Annotated in this window: 21 protein-coding genes; 8 read left to right on the top strand and 13 right to left on the bottom strand. The window is 59.8% G+C overall.

Going from position 1 to position 17988, the window contains the following annotated elements:
* Positions 1-62 precede the first annotated feature (62 nt).
* Both dxs and CKW17_RS23970 read left to right on the top strand, forming a co-directional pair.
* Positions 63-1961 carry a 1-deoxy-D-xylulose-5-phosphate synthase gene (dxs, locus tag CKW17_RS23965; protein WP_095122144.1) on the top strand — a complete coding sequence of 633 codons (1899 nt, stop codon included), beginning with the start codon at positions 63-65 and terminating at the stop codon, positions 1959-1961.
* Between the two features lie 139 nt (positions 1962-2100).
* A complete protein-coding gene (locus tag CKW17_RS23970; RefSeq protein WP_095122145.1) occupies positions 2101-3987 on the top strand; it encodes a TonB-dependent receptor domain-containing protein in 1887 nt (628 codons plus the stop codon).
* A gap of 113 nt (positions 3988-4100) precedes the next feature.
* Here CKW17_RS23970 and CKW17_RS23975 read toward each other — a convergent pair whose 3' ends face one another.
* From CKW17_RS23975 to nrdR, 12 genes are all read right to left on the bottom strand, one after another.
* Entirely contained in the window at positions 4101-4901 is an 801-nt protein-coding gene (locus CKW17_RS23975; protein ID WP_095122147.1) for a cobalamin-binding protein, read from the bottom strand.
* Positions 4901-5320, bottom strand: a complete 420-nt coding sequence (locus CKW17_RS23980) for an MFS transporter (RefSeq protein WP_095122149.1) — start codon at positions 5318-5320, stop codon at positions 4901-4903. The genes CKW17_RS23975 and CKW17_RS23980 overlap by 1 nt, the downstream gene beginning before the upstream one ends.
* The gene (gene ribA, locus CKW17_RS23985) at positions 5317-5934 is read right to left on the bottom strand and encodes a GTP cyclohydrolase II (protein ID WP_016984117.1); all 618 of its coding nucleotides are present in this window, start codon (positions 5932-5934) and stop codon (positions 5317-5319) included. The genes CKW17_RS23980 and ribA overlap by 4 nt, the downstream gene beginning before the upstream one ends.
* 245 nt (positions 5935-6179) lie before the next feature.
* Positions 6180-6917 (bottom strand): ABC transporter substrate-binding protein, encoded by a 738-nt coding sequence (locus CKW17_RS23990; RefSeq protein WP_095122151.1) that lies wholly within the window; start codon positions 6915-6917, stop codon positions 6180-6182.
* 36 nt (positions 6918-6953) lie between these two features.
* Positions 6954-7457, bottom strand: a complete 504-nt coding sequence (locus tag CKW17_RS23995) for a phosphatidylglycerophosphatase A (protein WP_011336134.1) — start codon at positions 7455-7457, stop codon at positions 6954-6956.
* Entirely contained in the window at positions 7454-8419 is a 966-nt protein-coding gene (gene thiL, locus CKW17_RS24000; RefSeq protein ID WP_095122153.1) for a thiamine-phosphate kinase, read from the bottom strand. The genes CKW17_RS23995 and thiL overlap by 4 nt, the downstream gene beginning before the upstream one ends.
* Before the next feature lie 18 nt (positions 8420-8437).
* Positions 8438-8938 carry a transcription antitermination factor NusB gene (gene nusB, locus CKW17_RS24005; RefSeq protein ID WP_039761889.1) on the bottom strand — a complete coding sequence of 167 codons (501 nt, stop codon included), beginning with the start codon at positions 8936-8938 and terminating at the stop codon, positions 8438-8440.
* Positions 8935-9411, bottom strand: coding sequence for a 6,7-dimethyl-8-ribityllumazine synthase (ribE, locus tag CKW17_RS24010; protein WP_003228649.1), 477 nt, complete (start codon positions 9409-9411; stop codon positions 8935-8937). Before ribE ends, nusB begins: the two co-directional genes overlap by 4 nt.
* Positions 9412-9502: 91 nt before the next feature.
* A complete protein-coding gene (gene ribBA / locus CKW17_RS24015) occupies positions 9503-10594 on the bottom strand; it encodes a bifunctional 3,4-dihydroxy-2-butanone-4-phosphate synthase/GTP cyclohydrolase II (RefSeq protein ID WP_095122155.1) in 1092 nt (363 codons plus the stop codon).
* A 16-nt stretch (positions 10595-10610) separates the two neighbouring features.
* Complete coding sequence (locus CKW17_RS24020) at positions 10611-11276, bottom strand: riboflavin synthase (RefSeq protein ID WP_095122157.1); 666 nt, start codon at positions 11274-11276, stop codon at positions 10611-10613.
* Positions 11277-11323: 47 nt separating this feature from the next.
* On the bottom strand, positions 11324-12454 hold the full coding sequence (gene ribD / locus CKW17_RS24025) for a bifunctional diaminohydroxyphosphoribosylaminopyrimidine deaminase/5-amino-6-(5-phosphoribosylamino)uracil reductase RibD (RefSeq protein ID WP_095122159.1): 1131 nt from the start codon (positions 12452-12454) through the stop codon (positions 11324-11326).
* Positions 12451-12915 carry a transcriptional regulator NrdR gene (nrdR, locus tag CKW17_RS24030; protein ID WP_176470114.1) on the bottom strand — a complete coding sequence of 155 codons (465 nt, stop codon included), beginning with the start codon at positions 12913-12915 and terminating at the stop codon, positions 12451-12453. The genes ribD and nrdR overlap by 4 nt, the downstream gene beginning before the upstream one ends.
* 128 nt (positions 12916-13043) lie before the next feature.
* On the opposite strand from nrdR, the gene CKW17_RS24035 reads away from it, so the two are divergent.
* The 3 genes from CKW17_RS24035 (at position 13044) to trxA (ending at position 15217) form a co-directional block, all read left to right on the top strand.
* Positions 13044-13508, top strand: coding sequence for a YbaY family lipoprotein (locus CKW17_RS24035; protein WP_095122220.1), 465 nt, complete (start codon positions 13044-13046; stop codon positions 13506-13508).
* Positions 13505-14158 carry a methyltransferase gene (locus CKW17_RS24040; RefSeq protein WP_095122161.1) on the top strand — a complete coding sequence of 218 codons (654 nt, stop codon included), beginning with the start codon at positions 13505-13507 and terminating at the stop codon, positions 14156-14158. The genes CKW17_RS24035 and CKW17_RS24040 overlap by 4 nt, the downstream gene beginning before the upstream one ends.
* Positions 14159-14344: 186 nt before the next feature.
* Complete coding sequence (trxA, locus tag CKW17_RS24045; protein WP_095122163.1) at positions 14345-15217, top strand: thioredoxin; 873 nt, start codon at positions 14345-14347, stop codon at positions 15215-15217.
* Positions 15218-15329: 112 nt separating this feature from the next.
* Here the strand turns inward: trxA and CKW17_RS24050 are convergent, their stop codons facing one another.
* On the bottom strand, positions 15330-15686 hold the full coding sequence (locus CKW17_RS24050) for a hypothetical protein (RefSeq protein WP_016984106.1): 357 nt from the start codon (positions 15684-15686) through the stop codon (positions 15330-15332).
* 125 nt (positions 15687-15811) lie between these two features.
* Between CKW17_RS24050 and CKW17_RS30625 the strand changes: the two genes are divergently transcribed.
* From CKW17_RS30625 to CKW17_RS24070, 3 genes are read left to right on the top strand one after another with little or no spacing between them, the layout of a single operon-like run.
* The gene (locus tag CKW17_RS30625; RefSeq protein ID WP_256586291.1) at positions 15812-16393 is read left to right on the top strand and encodes a PAAR domain-containing protein; all 582 of its coding nucleotides are present in this window, start codon (positions 15812-15814) and stop codon (positions 16391-16393) included.
* Complete coding sequence (locus CKW17_RS24065) at positions 16390-17337, top strand: CHAP domain-containing protein (protein WP_095122164.1); 948 nt, start codon at positions 16390-16392, stop codon at positions 17335-17337. Before CKW17_RS30625 ends, CKW17_RS24065 begins: the two co-directional genes overlap by 4 nt.
* A complete protein-coding gene (locus tag CKW17_RS24070) occupies positions 17334-17900 on the top strand; it encodes a hypothetical protein (RefSeq protein ID WP_095122166.1) in 567 nt (188 codons plus the stop codon). Before CKW17_RS24065 ends, CKW17_RS24070 begins: the two co-directional genes overlap by 4 nt.
* The last annotated feature ends 88 nt before the right edge of the window (positions 17901-17988 follow it).

Genomic DNA, 17988 nt, shown 5'->3' on the forward strand with positions numbered 1-17988 from the left:
TGGGCAGGGGGCGATGCATCAGGTAAACTGCCGCATCTTCTATACCTATAACGATTCGCCTGATGCCCACGACGTTTCATGAGATTCCCCGCAAGCGCCCGACCACGCCCCTGCTCGACCGCGCGAATACGCCGGACGGCCTGCGCCGGTTAGGCGAAGCCGAGCTGGAAACCCTGGCCGATGAGTTGCGCCTGGAATTGCTCTACACGGTCGGTCAGACCGGTGGACATTTCGGTGCCGGCCTGGGCGTGATCGAGCTGACCATCGCGTTGCATTACGTCTTCGACACGCCGGACGACCGTCTGCTGTGGGACGTCGGGCATCAGGCGTATCCGCACAAGATCCTCACCGGTCGCCGCGAGCGCATGGGCAGCCTGCGCCAGAAGGACGGCATCGCCGCTTTTCCGCGTCGCTCCGAGAGCGAGTACGACACTTTTGGCGTCGGCCACTCCAGCACCTCGATCAGCGCAGCGCTGGGCATGGCCATTGCCGCCCGCCTGCAAGACAGTGATCGCAAGGCGATTGCCGTGATTGGCGACGGCGCATTGACCGCCGGCATGGCTTTCGAGGCGCTGAACCATGCGCCGGAAGTGAACGCCAACATGCTGGTGATCCTCAACGACAACGACATGTCGATCTCGCGCAACGTCGGCGGTCTGTCGAATTATCTGGCGAAGATCCTCTCCAGCCGCACTTACGCGAGCATGCGTGAGGGCAGCAAGAAAGTCCTGTCGCGCCTGCCCGGCGCTTGGGAAATCGCTCGTCGCACCGAAGAATACGCCAAAGGCATGCTGGTTCCCGGCACGCTGTTCGAAGAGCTGGGCTGGAACTACATCGGCCCGATCGACGGCCACGACTTGCCAACGCTGATCGCCACGCTGCGCAACATGCGCGATCTGAAAGGCCCGCAGTTCCTGCACATCGTCACCAAGAAAGGCAAAGGCTTCGCCCCGGCGGAAGTTGACCCGATTGGTTACCACGCCATTACCAAACTCGAACCACTGGACGCTCCAGCCGCCGCACCGAAGCAGGCCAGCGGGCCGAAATACTCGGCGGTGTTCGGCGAATGGCTGTGCGACATGGCGGCGGCTGATCCACGTCTAGTCGGGATTACCCCGGCGATGAAGGAAGGCTCGGATCTGGTGGCGTTCAGCGAACGCTTCCCGCTGCGCTACTTCGACGTGGCGATTGCCGAGCAGCACGCGGTGACATTCGCTGCCGGTATGGCCTGCGAAGGCGCGAAACCGGTGGTGGCGATCTATTCGACATTCCTCCAGCGCGGTTACGACCAGTTGGTACATGACGTCGCGGTGCAGAACCTCGACGTACTGTTCGCTATCGACCGCGCCGGCCTGGTCGGCGAAGACGGCCCGACCCACGCCGGCAGCTTCGATCTGTCGTACCTGCGTTGCATCCCGGGCATGGTCATCATGACCCCGAGCGACGAAAACGAACTGCGCAAAATGCTCACCACCGGTCACCTCTACAACGGCCCGGCGGCGGTGCGTTACCCGCGTGGCAATGGTCCGAATGCAACCATCGAGAAAGACCTCGAACCGATCGAAATCGGCAAGGGCATCGTCCGTCGTCAGGGCAGCAAAGTCGCCTTGCTGGTGTTCGGTGTGCAACTGGCCGAAGCGCTGAAAGTCGCTGAAAAAATCGATGCCACTGTGGTCGACATGCGTTTCGTCAAACCGCTGGATGAAGCGCTGGTGCGCGAGATTGCCGACAGCCACGAATTGCTGGTGACGATCGAAGAAAACGCGATCATGGGCGGCGCCGGTGGTGCAGTCAGTGAGTTCCTGGCACGGGAGAACATCCTCAAATCGATGCTGCATCTGGGCTTGCCGGATGTCTATGTCGAGCACGCCAAGCCTGCGCAGATGCTGGCCGAGTGCGGGCTGGATGAGGCCGGGATCGAGGCGTCGATACGTGAGCGTCTGGCCTTACTCGACAAATAAACGCAATACCCTTGTGGGAGCGAGCCTGCTCGCGAAAGCGGACTGTCAGTCAAATCAGGGCTGACTGATACACCGCATTCGCGAGCAGGCTCGCTCCCACATTTGATTTGTGCACATCTGAAATTCCCGATGGATTTCCATGAAACTCTCGCGCCTCGCCCTGCCCTTTCTTCTGCTGCCATCCACCAACGCTTTCGCCGATACCTTCGAGCGTGATCAGGCACTGAAACTGCCGGACACGCTGATCTCAGCCAACCGCCAGGTCGAAGCCCGAAACGACAGCAGCGCCGCCAACACGGTATTCACCCGCGAAGACATCGACCGCCTGCAACCGAGCGACGTGCCTGATCTGCTGCGCCGCGTCCCTGGCGTGCAAGTGGCGCAGGCCGGCGGGCGCGGCAGCCTGCCGGGGATCTACATTCGCGGCACGCAGTCGGCGCAGAGTCTGGTGCTGGTCGATGGCCAGCGCATCGGCAGTTCAACGTCCGGCGACAGCAACCTGCAGCATCTGAATATCGAACAGATCGAGCGCGTGGAAGTACTGCGCGGTTCGCGTTCGGTGATTTACGGCAGCGATGCGATTGGCGGGGTGATTCAGATTTTCACCCGGCGCGGTACTGAGCAGGGTTTGCAGCCCCGCATGCACTTGGGGTTCGGCAACAATCAGACCTGGGAGCGCAGCCTTGGCCTGTCCGGAGGCGATGACAAGACCCGCTTCAATCTCGGCGCCAGCCTCGATGAGACTGCCGGAATCGACCGTACCCATGAGTCGTATTCAAGCGATGGCGATCACGACGCCTACCGCAATAAATCCGTCAGCCTGAGCCTCAGCCATGCACTGACCGATGACATCGAAATCGGCGCCAACCTGCTGGATAACCGTGGCAAGGGCGAGTTCGACAACCCGTTCGGTAGATATGACTTCGCGACGGATCAGTCCTACCAGCAGCAGCCCTTCAGCGATTTCAACGTCAGTAGCGTCAGTAGTTACGTCGATGCCCGGGTCAATGATCGCTGGAAAACCCGCGTCGAGTTCGGCCACACCGAGAATCGCGAGAAGACCCTCGACAAGCTCAGCGACGAACGCACCGTGTTCAACACCTACCGCGACTCGCTGAACTGGCAGAACGACCTGACACTGGACGCGCGCAACAGTCTGATCCTCGGCGGCGACTGGTACGAAGACCGGGTCAACAGCAGCACCGCGTTCGATGAAGACAGTCGCTGGAACCGTGCCGCATTCATCCAGCATCGTTATCAGGCCGACAGTTTCTCCACGGAACTGGGTCTGCGCCATGACGATAACCAGCAATTCGGCAGCCAGAATACTTGGAGCGGCACGTTCACCCTGCCGCTGAACCCGGACAACGATTTGCTGCTGAGCTACAGCGAAGGCTTCCGCGCGCCGACCTTCAACGACTTGTACTACCCGGACTTCAGCAACCCGGATCTGAAGCCGGAAACCTCGAAAAGCTACGAGCTGCAATGGCGCAGCCAGTTGAGCGACAGCAGCCGCCTGGAAGCGTCGATTTATCGCACCGACCTGGAAGACGCGATCATCTTCGGCAGCAATTCACGCCCGGAGAACGTCGCTTCGGCACGGATCAACGGCTTTGAAGCGGCGTTGAAGCAGGAACTGTTCGGCTGGCAGAGCAACCTTGGCGTGGCGATCATTGATCCGCGAGATCGCGATACCGGGCACACCTTGGCGCGGCGTGCGCGGCGCACGTTGAGTTGGGATCTCGATCGCCAGTTTGACCAGGTCAGCCTCGGTGCCAGTTGGCAGGCGGTCAGCAGCAGTTATGACGACAAGGACAATACGCAGGCGCTGGGTGGCTATGCGCTGTTCGGGTTACGCAGCAGTTGGGCGTTGAATCGCGAGATCAAGCTGGATCTGAAGGTCGATAACCTTTTCGACAAGGGCTACAGCCGCGCGAACTACAGCTATGAGGGCAGCCAGTATGGCTATCGCGAGGAAGGTCGGGTGTGGATGTTTGGGGTGACCTGGACTCCCGAAATCAACTGAGCCCCCTGTAGGAGCTGCCGAAGGCTGCGATCTTTTGATCTTGATCTTCGGCGTTTCCGACTCAGTCAAACAACAAAGTCAAAAGATCGCAGCCTTCGGCAGCTCCTACAGAATCACCTGTTCGGCGCGATCAATTGGCAGAGCTTGGCGGTGGCGTCGATCATCTGGCCGCTGGGGCGCTCAAGGCCTTTGTCGGTGACCAACAGTAATTTTTCCTGCTTCACCGCCGCCACCTGTGGCCAGGTTTTCCACGCATTCAGCTGCGCCTGATCACTCGCCAGAATCACTTCCGGATCTCTCTGCAATACCGCTTCGATGCTGACTTGTGGCGCAGGTAAGGCCAGATCACTGAACACATTCCGCGCCCCGCATACCTCCAGCGCATCGCTGATGATCTGCCCGCCACCGACGGTGTACAGCGGCTTGTCCCACACCTGATAGAACACCCGCAACGGCACGTCACGGCGATAACGCTGGCGCAGCTCCGCGAGTTGTTGGCGCAACGCCGCCGCCCGTTTCACCCCACGCTCAGGTCGCCCCAATTGCGCGGCAATGGCTTCAATCTGGGTGGTGAGTTGTTCTAAAGAATGCGGTTCGGCGACGAAGGTCGGGATGCCCAAGCGCTTGAGCTGATCACGCTGCGCAGGGCCGACACTGCCGGGCCACAGCAACAATAAATCAGGCTGGAGGCTCAGCAATTGTTCCATGTCGAGTTGGCCATAGCGGCCGACAGAGGGGACGTTGGCAATTTCAGCAGGACGCTCCCCGGCATCCAGCACACCGACCAACAGATCAGCCGAATCCAGCTCAACGACGATTTCAGAAAGGGACGGTGCGAGGCTGACAACCCGCAGTTGCGCCAGCGCAGGACCACTGACGGCCAGCAACAGCAGCGCCAGCCACAGACGACGCATCAGCCGAGTTGACGCGGGATACGGTAGAGATAAAACAGCACCGCTGTGGACAACGCCAGCAGCATCAACGGTACGGCTTCAAGACCGACAAATACCGCCAGTGCGCCGATCCACGCTGGCAAGGCTGCCGCGAGAAAAGCCGCACGACGACGGGCTGCGAGGGCAATCCACGCTGCTGGTTCATCCGGGGTATCGAGGGCTTTTTGCGTGGCGATCAGCGCATGTTTATAGCGACCGAAAAACTTCAGGCTGACAAACATCGACGCGACGCCGGCAATGAAAAACGGCATCGCCAGTACCGGCAGAACCCCCTCGCCCTGACCGAACAGAACGTTGAGGACAAACAACGGCACCAGCGCCAGCGCGAGGTATTTCCACCAATCAACCGACAACCGGCGCCGCACCTGACCCCGTGTCACGCGCGATCAACCTCGCCCTGATGCTCGTTGCCCATCATGTGGTCAAGCTTGCTGGCCTTGGTCGCCAAGTAGAGCTTGTTGTGCGGGTTGTGCCCGGTGTGCAACGGCACGCGCTCGGCGACGGTGATGCCCATGTCGGTCAAGGCTTTGACCTTGCGCGGGTTGTTGGTCATCAGGCGCAGGGATTTCACGCCCAGATGCTCGAGCATCGGCAGGCACATGGCGTAATCGCGCTGGTCGGCGGCAAAGCCCAGACGCTCGTTGGCTTCAACGGTGTCGGCACCGCCGTCCTGCAATTCATAGGCGCGGATCTTGTTCAGCAGACCGATGCCGCGACCTTCCTGACGCAGGTAGAGCAACACGCCTCGGCCTTCTCGGGCGATGGCTTTGAGGGCGCCTTCGAGTTGCGAGCCGCAGTCGCAGCGCTGGCTGAACAAGGCGTCGCCGGTCAGACATTCGGAGTGCAAACGGCCGAGAACCGGGGCGCCGTCGGCAATTTCACCCAGGCTCAGCACGACGTGCTCGCGGCCGGTGGCTTCATCGAGAAAACCGTGCATGGTGAATTGCGCAAAAGGCGTTGGCAGCTTGGAAGCGGCGACAAAGACGACAGGCACCGGTGTGCTCCTGATCTAAAGAGTCTGAAAATTCGCAGGCCGGCATTGTAACAGCAGGTTCCTGCAGACGCTTAGGCTGAATTATCGGGCATAACGATCAAAAAGTTTGATAATTACCTCATGGACGCCGCGGCTCCCTTGTAGGAGTGAGCCTGCTCGCGATAGCGGTGTGTCAGCTAAATCAATGTCTGAGTTAGACCGCTATCGCGAGCAGGCTCACTCCTACAGGGGATTTGTGCAGACCTTCAGTTCGAGTTGAACGGATACGGCTGTTTCCACTTCTCGAAGATCGGTTTCAACTCGCCGCTCTTCACCAACTGCTCCATGCGCTGGTCATATAGCGCCATCAGCGCTCGCGCCTGTGGCGTGTCGGCAAAGCCGAGAAACAACGGCAACTCGATCAGATGTGAATAGCGATACAGCGCCGGATCTGCTGCGGTTTTCACCACAGCTTCAATCTCGGTCAGCGCATCGATGTAGTAATCCGCCCGCCCCTGCTTGAGCATCGACAAAATGCCGGTACGCCGTTGGATCTGATTGTAACGCTTGATATTCGGCAGGTAGTTTTCGTAGCGATAACCGCGCACCCAAGCCAACCGATACTTGCCCAGCGTCGCCTCGGTGGGCGATGGATTGCTCGCCAGCCCCAATGCATAGATGTGGTCGGAATCGAAGTTCCAGTGCGGATACAGCACCTGCTCGGCTTCGTCGCGGTAGGAGCCAACCAGCGCGTCGACTTCCTTCAACTGCACCAGCCCGACCGAACGGGTGTATGGCACGCTGCGGATATCCAGCTTTACTCCGGCCGGTTCGAACACTTTGCGCAACACGTCCCAGCCAAGACCATGGCCGTCGGCGGCGGTGTAGTCTTCCCAGTCTTCGCTGGCCAGATGGATGACCGCCGGCGTCGGCGCAGCTTCCTGCGCACCGGCCACGGTACTCAGCAAAGCCAAAACCATTAACGCCAACCAGCGTCGAGCCATCCCTAGTCCCTCACTTGACCCTGATATCCCTTGGAATCAGGCGAAAACCCACACCAGACCCTGCATCGCCAGCCAGGCGAACACACCGGCCAGTACGTCGTCGAGCATGATCCCTACACCACCGTGGACATGCCGGTCGATCCAGCGAATCGGCCATGGTTTGAGAATGTCGAAGAAGCGGAACACCAGAAAACCCGCGAGCAGCCAGTACCAGCCTTCCGGCACCAGCCACAGGGTGATCCACATACCGACCATTTCGTCCCAGACGATGCCTTCGTGGTCGTGTACCCGCAGATCGTCGGCGACTTTGCCGCACAGCCAGAAGCCGAACAGCATGGTGATCCCGAGCATCAGCCAGTAACCCCAGTCGGGCAACATCTGCCACAACGGGATAAAAGGTAGTGCAACTAACGAACCCCACGTGCCCGGGGCTTTCGGCAGGGTGCCGGAACCGAAGCCGAACGCGAGGAAATGCCAAGGATTGCGCCAGACCGACGGCGGAACGAATTCGGCCGGAACCTGTTTCGGGTGATCTGTCACGGTGTCTCCTGAAAATGTTGATAGCCCCGGATTTGCGGGGTGATGTCGTGCCCTTCGCGATCCAGCAGAATCACGCCCTGACCTTCCGCCACACGACCGATCACATGGATCGGCCAGCCATTGGCCAGCAGCGGCGGCAGCTCAACGGACGGCAGGGTGAACGCCAGCACGTAATCATCGCCACCGCTCAGCGCTGCACGCTCGGCGCCGCGCTGACCGAGAAACGCCACTAATGCATCCGACAGCGGTACGCGCTCGCGTTCAATCTCAAGCTGCACCTTCGATGCCAGTGCGATGTGGCCACAGTCGGCGAGCAGGCCATCGGAGATATCCAGCGCCGACGTGGCTTTGCCACGCAGGGCCTGGCCGAGGGCAAGTTGCGGTTGTGGCGACCAGTAATGATCGAGCAGCGGTTGGGCGACCTCTGGCTCGGCGTCACGTTGCCCCAGCACCAGCGGCAAGGCACCGGCAGCATTGCCCAGTTCACCACCGACACAGAGCAAGTCGCCTGGTTGCGCGCCACTGCGAGTCAATGCCTGACCCGTAGGCACGCGACCAAACACAGTCACCGTCAGACTCAACGGCCCACGCGTGGTATCGCCGCCGACCAGCGCAACGCCGCAGCTCTGCGCCATGCGGTTCAAACCGTGGGCATAGGCTTGCAGCCAATCGGCGGTCACCGTCGGTACAGTCAGGGCAAGGGTAAAGGCAACGGGCGTGGCGCCCATGGCGGCCAGATCGCTGACCGCGACGGCCAGCGAGCGCTGACCGAGCAGAAACGGATCGCAGGGGTCGGCGAAATGCACACCGGCCACCAGCGTATCGGTGGAGATCGCCAACTGTTCCCCGGAAGGAACAGCGAGCAAGGCGCAGTCGTCGCCGATCCCCAGAGCAACGCCTTCGCCGCCCTGCGCACAGGGCGCGGCGGCGAAGAAATTGCGGATCAGCTCAAACTCGCCCATTGAAGTATCAAGCGCGTTTCAGCGCTTGAACGCCTTCACTTCAGCTTCACGCAGGCGCGGGGCCAGCTTGTCGAGCACACCGTTGACGAACTTGTGGCCGTCGGTCGAACCGAAGACTTTCGCCAGCTCGATACCTTCGTTGATCACCACGCGGTACGGCACGTCGACGCGCTTGAGCAGTTCCCAGGTCGACAGGCGCAGAACGGCCAGTTCAACCGGGTCCAGCTCTTCGATCGCCAGATCCAGGCAAGGCGTCAGGGCGGTGTCGATTTCGGTCTTGAACTGCGGAACCCCGTGGAGGATCTCGCGGAAGTATGCACCGTCGACATCGGTGAAATCGTTATCAACGCGAAACTGCGCTTCGATCTCGTTCAGCGATTGCTTGGCCATGTGCCACTGGTACAGCGCTTGAGTCGCGAGCTGACGGGCTTCGCGACGCTTGACGCTTTTCGAGGGCTTGCCGGCATCCGCAGGTTTTGGATCGCGCGGGTTGAAACGATCGCTTTCGTCGCTAATCACTTGGCCTCCAACTGTGCCAGCAGGCTGACCATTTCCAGTGCGGACAGGGCAGCTTCGGCACCTTTGTTACCGGCCTTGGTGCCGGAACGTTCGATGGCTTGCTCGATGGAATCAACGGTCAGGACGCCGAAGGCAACCGGTACGCCGAATTCCATGGACACCTGGGCCAGGCCCTTGGTGCACTCGCCTGCCACGTATTCGAAGTGCGGAGTACCGCCACGAATGACCGCGCCGAGGGCGATGATGGCTGCGAACTCACCTTTCTGGGCGACTTTCTGCGCTACCAGCGGGATTTCGAAGGCGCCAGGTGCGCGGATGATGGTGATGTCGCTTTCGCTCACGCCGTGGCGAACCAGGGCATCAACTGCACCGCTGACCAGGCTTTCAACCACGAAGCTGTTGAAACGGCCCACTACCAAAGCGTAGCGGCCTTTAGGGGCGATGAAGGTACCTTCGATGGTCTTCAGGGTCATTCGTCAGTTCTCTTAAAGAGCCGGGACGCGTCTGCTACGCGTCCCTCAGTGATTTATTTGCCGCGAATCGGAGTCCGGAAACAACCGGTCATTATTCGGAGGGCACGTATTCTACAACTTCCAGATCGAAACCGGATATCGCATTAAATTTCATTGGTGCAGACATCAGGCGCATTTTGCGTACGCCGAGGTCACGCAGGATCTGCGAGCCGGCACCGACGATGCTGTAAGTCGTCGGTTTTTTCGGCACGGCCTGATCACCGGTTTCGCGGATGTGCGCCAGCAGCACGTCGCCATCGAGCGGGTGACCGAGCAACAACACTACACCGCTGCCCGCCTCGGCAACCGCAGCCATGGCGGCGCGCAGGCTCCAGCGGCCCGGTTGCTTGACCATCAACAGGTCACGGAGCGGGTCCATGTTGTGCACGCGAACCAGGGTTGGTTCTTCGGCGCAAACAGTGCCCAACGTGAGGGCCATGTGCACGTCGCCTTCCACCGAATCACGATAGGTCACCAGGTTGAATTGGCCCAGTTCGCTGTCCAGTGGCTGCTCGGCAATCCGCTGAACGGTACGTTCGTGGATCATCCGGTAGTGAATCAGGTCGGCGATGGTGCCGATCTTGATGTTGTGCTCGGCAGCGAAAGCTTCCAGTTCAGCGCGACGGGACATGGTGCCGTCGTCGTTCATCACTTCGCAGATCACCCCGCTCGGCTCGAAACCGGCCATGCGCGCGAGGTCGCAAGCGGCTTCGGTGTGGCCAGCGCGAGCGAGGGTGCCGCCGGCCTGCGCCATCAACGGGAAGATGTGGCCCGGGCTGACGATGTCTTCAGCCTTGGCATCCTTGGCGGCAGCCGCTTGCACGGTGCGCGCACGGTCGGCAGCGGAGATGCCGGTGGTCACGCCTTCGGCGGCTTCGATCGAAACGGTGAACTTGGTGCCGAAACCGGAACCGTTGCGCGGCGCCATCAGTGGCAGCTTCAACAGTTCGCAGCGCTCGCGGCTCATCGGCATGCAGATCAGGCCGCGGGCGTGTTTGGCCATGAAGTTGATGTGTTCGGCCTGGCAGCATTCGGCGGCCATGATCAGGTCGCCTTCGTTCTCGCGGTCTTCGTCATCCATAAGGATGACCATCTTGCCTTGGCGGATGTCTTCAACCAGTTCTTCGATGCTATTGAGCGCCACAAGGCACCCCCTTCAGTCAGGATTTGAGATAGCCGTTGGCGGCCAGAAAGCTTTCAGTGATCGTGCCACCAGCGCTCGACTCTGCGGCCTTGTCGCCCAAGAGCAGACGCTCCAGATAACGCGCCAGCAAGTCGACTTCCAGATTCACCCGGCGACCTGGCTTGTAAGAAGCCATGATGGTTTCGCTCAGGGTGTGCGGAATGATCGTCAGCATGAACTCGGCGCCATCGACTTCGTTCACGGTCAGGCTGGTGCCGTCGACGGTGATCGAGCCTTTATGGGCGATGTACTTGGCCAGCTCTTTCGGCGCGCGGATGCGAAATTCCACGGCGCGGGCATTGTCAATGCGCGAGACGATTTCGCCGACGCCGTCGACGTGACCGCTGACCAGGTGCCCGCCGAGACGGGTGGTCGGGGTCAGGGCTTTTTCCAGATTGACCGGACTGCCGCTTTTCAGGTCATTCATGGCGGTGCAGTCGAGGGTTTCACGGCTGACGTCGGCGGCAAAGCCGTCGCCCGGCAGCTCGACAGCAGTCAGGCAAACGCCGTTGACCGCGATGCTGTCGCCAAGTTTGACGTCGCTCAGGTCGAGCTTGCCGGTGGCGACGTGGACCCGCACATCACCGCCCTTTGGGGTCAGTGCGCGGATACTGCCGATGGATTCGATGATGCCGGTAAACATGGGGTTCTCCTTGAGAACTAAGCCAGCGCTAACGCAATGGCCGGGAATTATACGCTCGCCGCTTGAGCAGGGATGGCAGTGACTCGCCAGTCATCGCCCACCGCGCGAATTTCAGTGATTTTCAGCTCCGGCGCATCCTTCATATAGGCCAGCGGCCAGTCCAGCAGCGGACGCGCCGTGGAGCCGAGGAACTTGCCGGCGATGAAGATCACGAACTCGTCGACCAGACCCATCTGAGCAAAAGCGCCGGCCAAGCGTGGGCCAGCTTCGACGAGCACTTCGTTGGTGCCACGGTTGGCCAGCTCGATCAGCAACTGATACAGATCGACCTGACCGTCATCACCCGGCACGATCAGGCATTCAGGGCCGTGAGCGTATTGCTCTTCGATCGCGACGCAGGTGGCGACCAACGCCGGGCCGGCCTTGAAGAACGGCGCATCCAGCGGCACCCGCAGGCGTCCATCGATCAGCACTCGCAGTGGCGGGCGACTCATGGCCAGCGCGGTTTGCTCACTGTCCAGACCGAGTTCGTCAGCGCGAACAGTCAAGCGCGTCCCGTCGGCCAGAACGGTGTCGGCACCGGTCAGCACTACGGCGGCCTGAGCGCGCAAACGCTGGACTGCCGAACGCGCGGCGGGACCGGTGATCCATTGGCTCTCGCCGCTTTCCATCGCCGTGCGACCATCGAGGCTCATGGCCAACTTGACCCGCACGAACGGCAGCCCGTGTTCCATGCGCTTCAGAAAACCTTGATTGAGCTTGCGCGCTTCGGCTTCGAGCACACCGCTTTCAGTGGCGATGCCAGCATCGGTCAAGCGCTGCAAACCACGTCCGGCGACTTGCGGATTGGGATCTCGCATCGCTGCCACCACACGAGCAACACCGGCATTCACCAGCGCATCGGCGCACGGCGGCGTGCGGCCATGATGGCTGCACGGTTCGAGGGTCACATAAGCAGTGGCGCCCCGGGCCAGCTCACCGGCGGCGCGCAGGGCGTGGACTTCAGCGTGCGGTTCGCCGGCGCGTTCGTGCCAGCCTTCGCCGACAATCTGCCCGTCGCGCACCACCACACAACCCACGCGAGGATTGGGATGGGTGGTGTAGTGACCTTTGCGCGCCAGTTCCAGCGCACGCGCCATGAAGTGGGCGTCGAGGATGGCCTGCTCGGCGGCGGTCATTGTTTCACCGGTTCGCGGGCGAGGCGGTCGATCTCTTCGCGGAATTCGTTGAGGTCCTGGAAGCGCTTGTACACCGAAGCGAAACGGATGTAGGCGACTTCATCAAGCTTTTGCAGTTCAGCCATGACCAGTTCGCCGACCACGAGGGATTTGACCTCGCGCTCGCCGGTGGCGCGCAACTTGTGCTTGATGTGAACCAGAGAGGATTCGAGGCGCTCGACGCTCACCGGACGTTTCTCCAGCGCGCGTTGCATGCCGGCGCGGAGTTTTTCTTCGTCGAACGGTTGGCGACTGCCGTCGGTTTTGATCAGGCGCGGCAACACCAGTTCGGCCGTCTCGAACGTTGTGAAACGCTCGCCGCAGGCCAGGCATTCACGCCGGCGGCGCACCTGTTCGCCCTCGGCGACCAGACGCGAGTCGATGACCTTGGTGTCGTTGGCACCGCAGAAGGGACAGTGCATGGTGGCTGGCAACAAAAAAAGGGAGGGCCATGGTAGCGCATCCCGGTGGCAAGACAAGCCATAGGCTTTGCGGTATACAGAACGGCATGATCGTTTGATCCATGGATTTCATTTTGCTGGAGCATCCAATGCCGTTACGTCCGCTCGTTTTGCTCAGTCTTTTCAGCCTGCTGGTGGCCTGTGGCAGCGATGCACCCAAGCCCCAGCCGCCAACGCCGGGCCCTGCGCCGCAACAGGCGCAGAAAAAAGCCAAGGAAGCCGCTGACCTCGGCCCGCTGCCGGCTTATCAACGCGAACTGAGCGGCACCCTGCAAGGCGTGCCGGCCGGTGCCGAAGTCGAACTGGCGCTGCTGGTGATCGATGCAAAGGATCGCCCGCAACAATTGCTTGCCAGTTCCAGCCTGATCGGCAACAACCAGATTCTGCCGTTCCGCCTGCGCTTCAACCCGGACGCCTTCCCCGCCGGCGCACGGGTCGAGTTGCGCGGTCGCGCCAGCCAGTCCGGTCAGTTGATCCTGCATCTACCGTCGCAAACCATCACCCAACCGACCACTCAGGCGCTGGGCCAACTGCAATTTGTCAAAGCACCATGAATGCACCGCTCGACCTGCAACAGGCGTTAGGTGAATTGCTCGGCGACGCCAGACTCAAGGTCTGTGCGTTGCCGGATACTGATTTACAGCTATGGCTGATCGATGGCGACAACATGGATCGCGAGTTCAGCCAAGAAGAAATTCAGCGAATTCTGTACGAGCCACCGTATTGGGGTTTCTGCTGGGCCAGCGGTCTGGCGGTGGCGCGGTATCTGGCGGAGTTTCCCGAATGGGTGCGTGGCAAGCGCGTGCTGGATTTCGGCGCGGGTTCCGGGATTGCCGGGATCGCGGCAGTGAAAGCCGGCGCGCTGGAAGTGGTGGCGTGCGATCTCGATCCGCTGGCGATTGCCGCGTGCAGAGCGAACGCCGAGCTCAATGATGTGCAAATGAGTTATTCGACGGATTTCTTTGCCGAGGCCGATCGGTTTGATCTGATTCTGGTGGCGGACGTGTTGTATGACCGGACGAATCTGCCGTTGCTCGATGCGTTTTTAAGTCGTGGCCGTGAGGCGCTGGTGGCGGATTCGCGGGTTCGGGATTTTCGGCATCCGTTGTATGAGCGGATTGAAATGCTTGAGGCGATGACCTTGCCGGATCTGGCGGAGCCTGAGGAATTTCGGCATGTCAGCCTGTACCACGCGCGGCGCTGATTAAAAGCTTCGTCGGAACGCCGCCCGGAGCAGGCTCGCTCCCACAGGGGAATGCATTCCAGGGTGGGAGCGAGCCTGCTCGCGAAGGCGTCCGCACATGCAACACACCTCTCAAAAGCTGACCGCTTCCGGCCACACCCCACCAAGCCGTATAGTTGCCCCATCCACGCTTCTACGAGATCCCCCATGAGTGAGCAAACGCCGTACATCTTCGACGCCACGACGGCCGATTTCGACCAGTCGGTGATCGAGGCTTCCTTCAACAAACCGGTGCTGGTGGATTTCTGGGCCGAATGGTGTGCGCCGTGCAAAGCGCTGATGCCGATGCTGCAAGGTATTGCCGAGAGCTATCAGGGCGAGTTGCTGCTGGCCAAGGTCAACTGCGACATCGAGCAGGACATCGTCGCCCGCTTCGGTATTCGCAGCCTGCCGACCGTGGTGCTGTTCAAGGACGGTCAACCGGTCGACGGCTTTGCCGGTGCACAACCGGAATCCGCCGTGCGCGCGCTGCTTGAGCCACATGTGCAGATGCCGCCACCGGCCGCCGCCGATCCGTTCGAACAGGCTCAGGCGTTGTTTGATGACGGCCGTTACGCCGATGCCGAGGCAGCGCTGGTGGTGATGCTCAACGAAGACAATACCAACGCCAAGGCCCTGATTCTTTATGCACGCTGCCTGACCGAGCGCGGCGAACTGGATGAAGCGCAAACCGTGCTCGACGCGGTCAAAAGCGACGAACACAAAGCCGCGCTGGCCGGAGCCAAGGCGCAGATCAAATTCCTTGGCCTGGCGCGTGATCTGCCGGATGCTGCTGACCTGAAAGCGCGTTTGGCGAAAGATCCGCTGGACGATGAGGCGGTGTATCAACTGGCGATTCAGCAACTGGCGCGCCAGCAATACGAGGCGGCGCTGGAGGCGCTGCTCAAGCTGTTCATCCGCAACCGCAGTTATGGCGAAGGTCTGCCGCACAAAACCTTGCTGCAGGTGTTCGAGCTGCTGGGCAACGATCATCCGCTGGTGACGGTGTACCGCCGCAAGATGTTTGCTGCGCTTTATTAAGATCAAAAGATCGCAGCCTTCGGCAGCTCCTACACGGGATTGTGTTCACCGCGCATTTTGCGGATGAACGCTGCATCTGTAGAAGCTGCCGCAGGCTGCGATCTTTTGCGGTTCACTCGATCCAGCTGTAGAGCGGCGTATCCCCGCCGCTCACCACTTTTACGTCCGAACTGTGGCGCAATCGTACCAGCAGGCGCTTGCCTGACACCGCGCTGCCGGTCAGGCCTTCCAGTTGCTCAAGCAGATCCGGCCCGCTGAGCTGGCCAGCCTTGCGCAGTAAATCCCTGGCGACCTGCCACAAAGCATCGTCCTGATTTTGCGGTTTCGCCGCTGGCACCGCCACGGCCGCCGCTTGGGCTATCTGCGGCTGTGCGCCAAGGGCTGAGCCCAGCTTCGCCCAGTCGCTGTCATCCAGTTCCACCGTCAAATCCACCGGCACGTCGCCGACGGTTCCGCGTATCCGCAACATTGAGTTCGCCTCCGTACATTTCTGACCTGCATGCTCCCACGGGACATGTGTAACACCAAGTGTAGGCAGCTGGCAGTTCGAGAGTTATCGACTACATTTTTGTTTTTTCCATGGGAAGGATGCCCATGTCTTCAGGACGAAAGCTTGCGTCAAAAGGAGGCCCGACTTCGACGGGCGGCGTGATACTTGAGGGAAACGAAAACCTCAAGATTGAAGGAAAAATCATCGCTTCCATCGGGCAAATCGCCAGTTGTCCGGTTTGCGGTCCCGGCAAGGGACCGATCGTGGCAGTGGGTGAAAGAACACTGATATTGCCTGCAGGCCCTGCAGCGTTGGTAGATGACTATGTCGCCTGCGGCTGCCCGCCCATGTCCAACAAGCTGCTTCCCCAACAACACAGTGGTTTTGCCGGAACAGGCCGTCCTGCCCCCATCGACATGGGCTCACCAGTTGTCGCGATGACTTCGTACCTTTATCTGCAAGTGATCATTGAACGCTTGGACGACAGCGAAAAACCCGGACTGGCGTACAAACTCAAAGACAGAAAAAAGGTTGCCGTCTTGCAGGACAGCACCTGCAACGCCACGGGTGAAGGCTGCGAACACCCGGTTGAAAACCATGCGGATTACGACACTCTGTTGGTCGGTGAAGACTCGGAATGGACGTTTTACGCCTACGAAGAAACCCTTGATCAGGATCTTTCATGAAATCGGAAATCAAACTGATCTTTAAAGACTTTCTGATGCAGCCACCCAAAGGAGTCAAGTTTCAGTTGCTGGTGGATGCGCTGGTCATTGATGACAACATTATTCAGAACGATGACAAACCCCGAATCTACTCACTCATCTCTGATAAGGAGCAAACCGCAATAACCTTGGGCACAAAGAAATTGCCGTCGATAAAAAACCGCCACAGCCACGAAGTTATTGTCCAGATCGTCGGTGCATCGGGAGCGACAAAGGCAATGCACACAGCCACATTGACCGAAGGAAAATCCTTGTCGATCGTCGCCGTCTCGCCATGGGTCAAAGTGCCCTTGTCCACCAGCGGTGCCGTTTCAAATGACACTTTTTACGAAGTGGAGTACGGGGTCAAACGCAGGAACGAGACCCGTACCGTCAAGGTAGTCATCCAGGACATGCCGCGCCGAATATTGATGGCGGCGCTGTCGTATCGTGGCTCCACCACATGGGCATATGGCAAGAGCAAAGAGTCGTTGCCACACCCGACTATCAATAAAACGGTGACATTTGCAGCCGAAACCAACAAATGCAACCTCTTCGTCTATGACGTACTGACCTCGATCGGCATCAATGTCGCGTGGATTGAACACGGCAAGTCAAAATTTCTGCCCGGAATGATGAAGGTCAGTCCACCTGTGGCAGGTGAATGGGCTGACGATGAACGCCTTCTCGCCACCTGGAAAGTGGAGCGTTCACCTTTACCCGGCGATATCGGTGCGTATGCTGTCACTTATTCTAACGCCAGCGGTCATGTCGGTTTCGTGCTAACCCATGGGGTCTGTATTTCCGCTGGCCGAGAGAAAGTCGAAGTCAACGATGTAGGCTTTCGAAACGCTGCAGGCAATGCAATACGCGGTGACCATGACTTCACTATTTTTCGACGGTACAAACACAGCACGCCAAGATGAAACGACTTTTCTGGATACTTCCTGCAATCCCCCTTCTGCTGATCATGGGGTGGCGCTTCTGGTCGCCTGTCGATCTTTCTTCCTGTACAAACGATACCGCGGCACCGGGACCACTTAGCGTATTCATTCGCAACTACTTCGAGAGCAACCTTCGTACAGACTGGCGGGATATGGATGATCGTTTCGATGTTCTCTCCACTCCCGAAGGCCAGAGTATCGCCAGCCAGCCACAGCCGTACGCCTGCGAAGCATTACATATCCTGCAAAGTCCGACTTTCAGTCAGAGCGAAAAGATCTACACCACCGTATTGATGTTCCAGTTGCCGATCAGTCAGTACATGGGCTTCATGGATCGTAGCCATCAACTCTACACAGAGCACAGCATCGATCAGGAGGTGATGAAACTGGTAATACTGCCGCGTGGAACGGCCATCAATTACTGGTGGCTACCCGCCTGGCGCCAGCGCTTCACTCGCGATGCACCGAACATGCTCGACACAAATTTGATCAGTCGCGTGCTATCGGGACACCACTGGTTCGACTATCCCGGCGCAGGCTTCTGACTATAAAAGTGTGACTTCCAATCTAAGCACCGCCCCGGAATCTACCTTGGGCGGTGCTCAGTCATGTCTTGCGCAAAGCGGAGCGCAC

Origin of the sequence: Pseudomonas sp. Irchel s3f10 (assembly GCF_900187515.1) — a bacterium.
Taxonomy (GTDB): Bacteria; Pseudomonadota; Gammaproteobacteria; order Pseudomonadales; family Pseudomonadaceae; genus Aquipseudomonas; species Aquipseudomonas tensinigenes.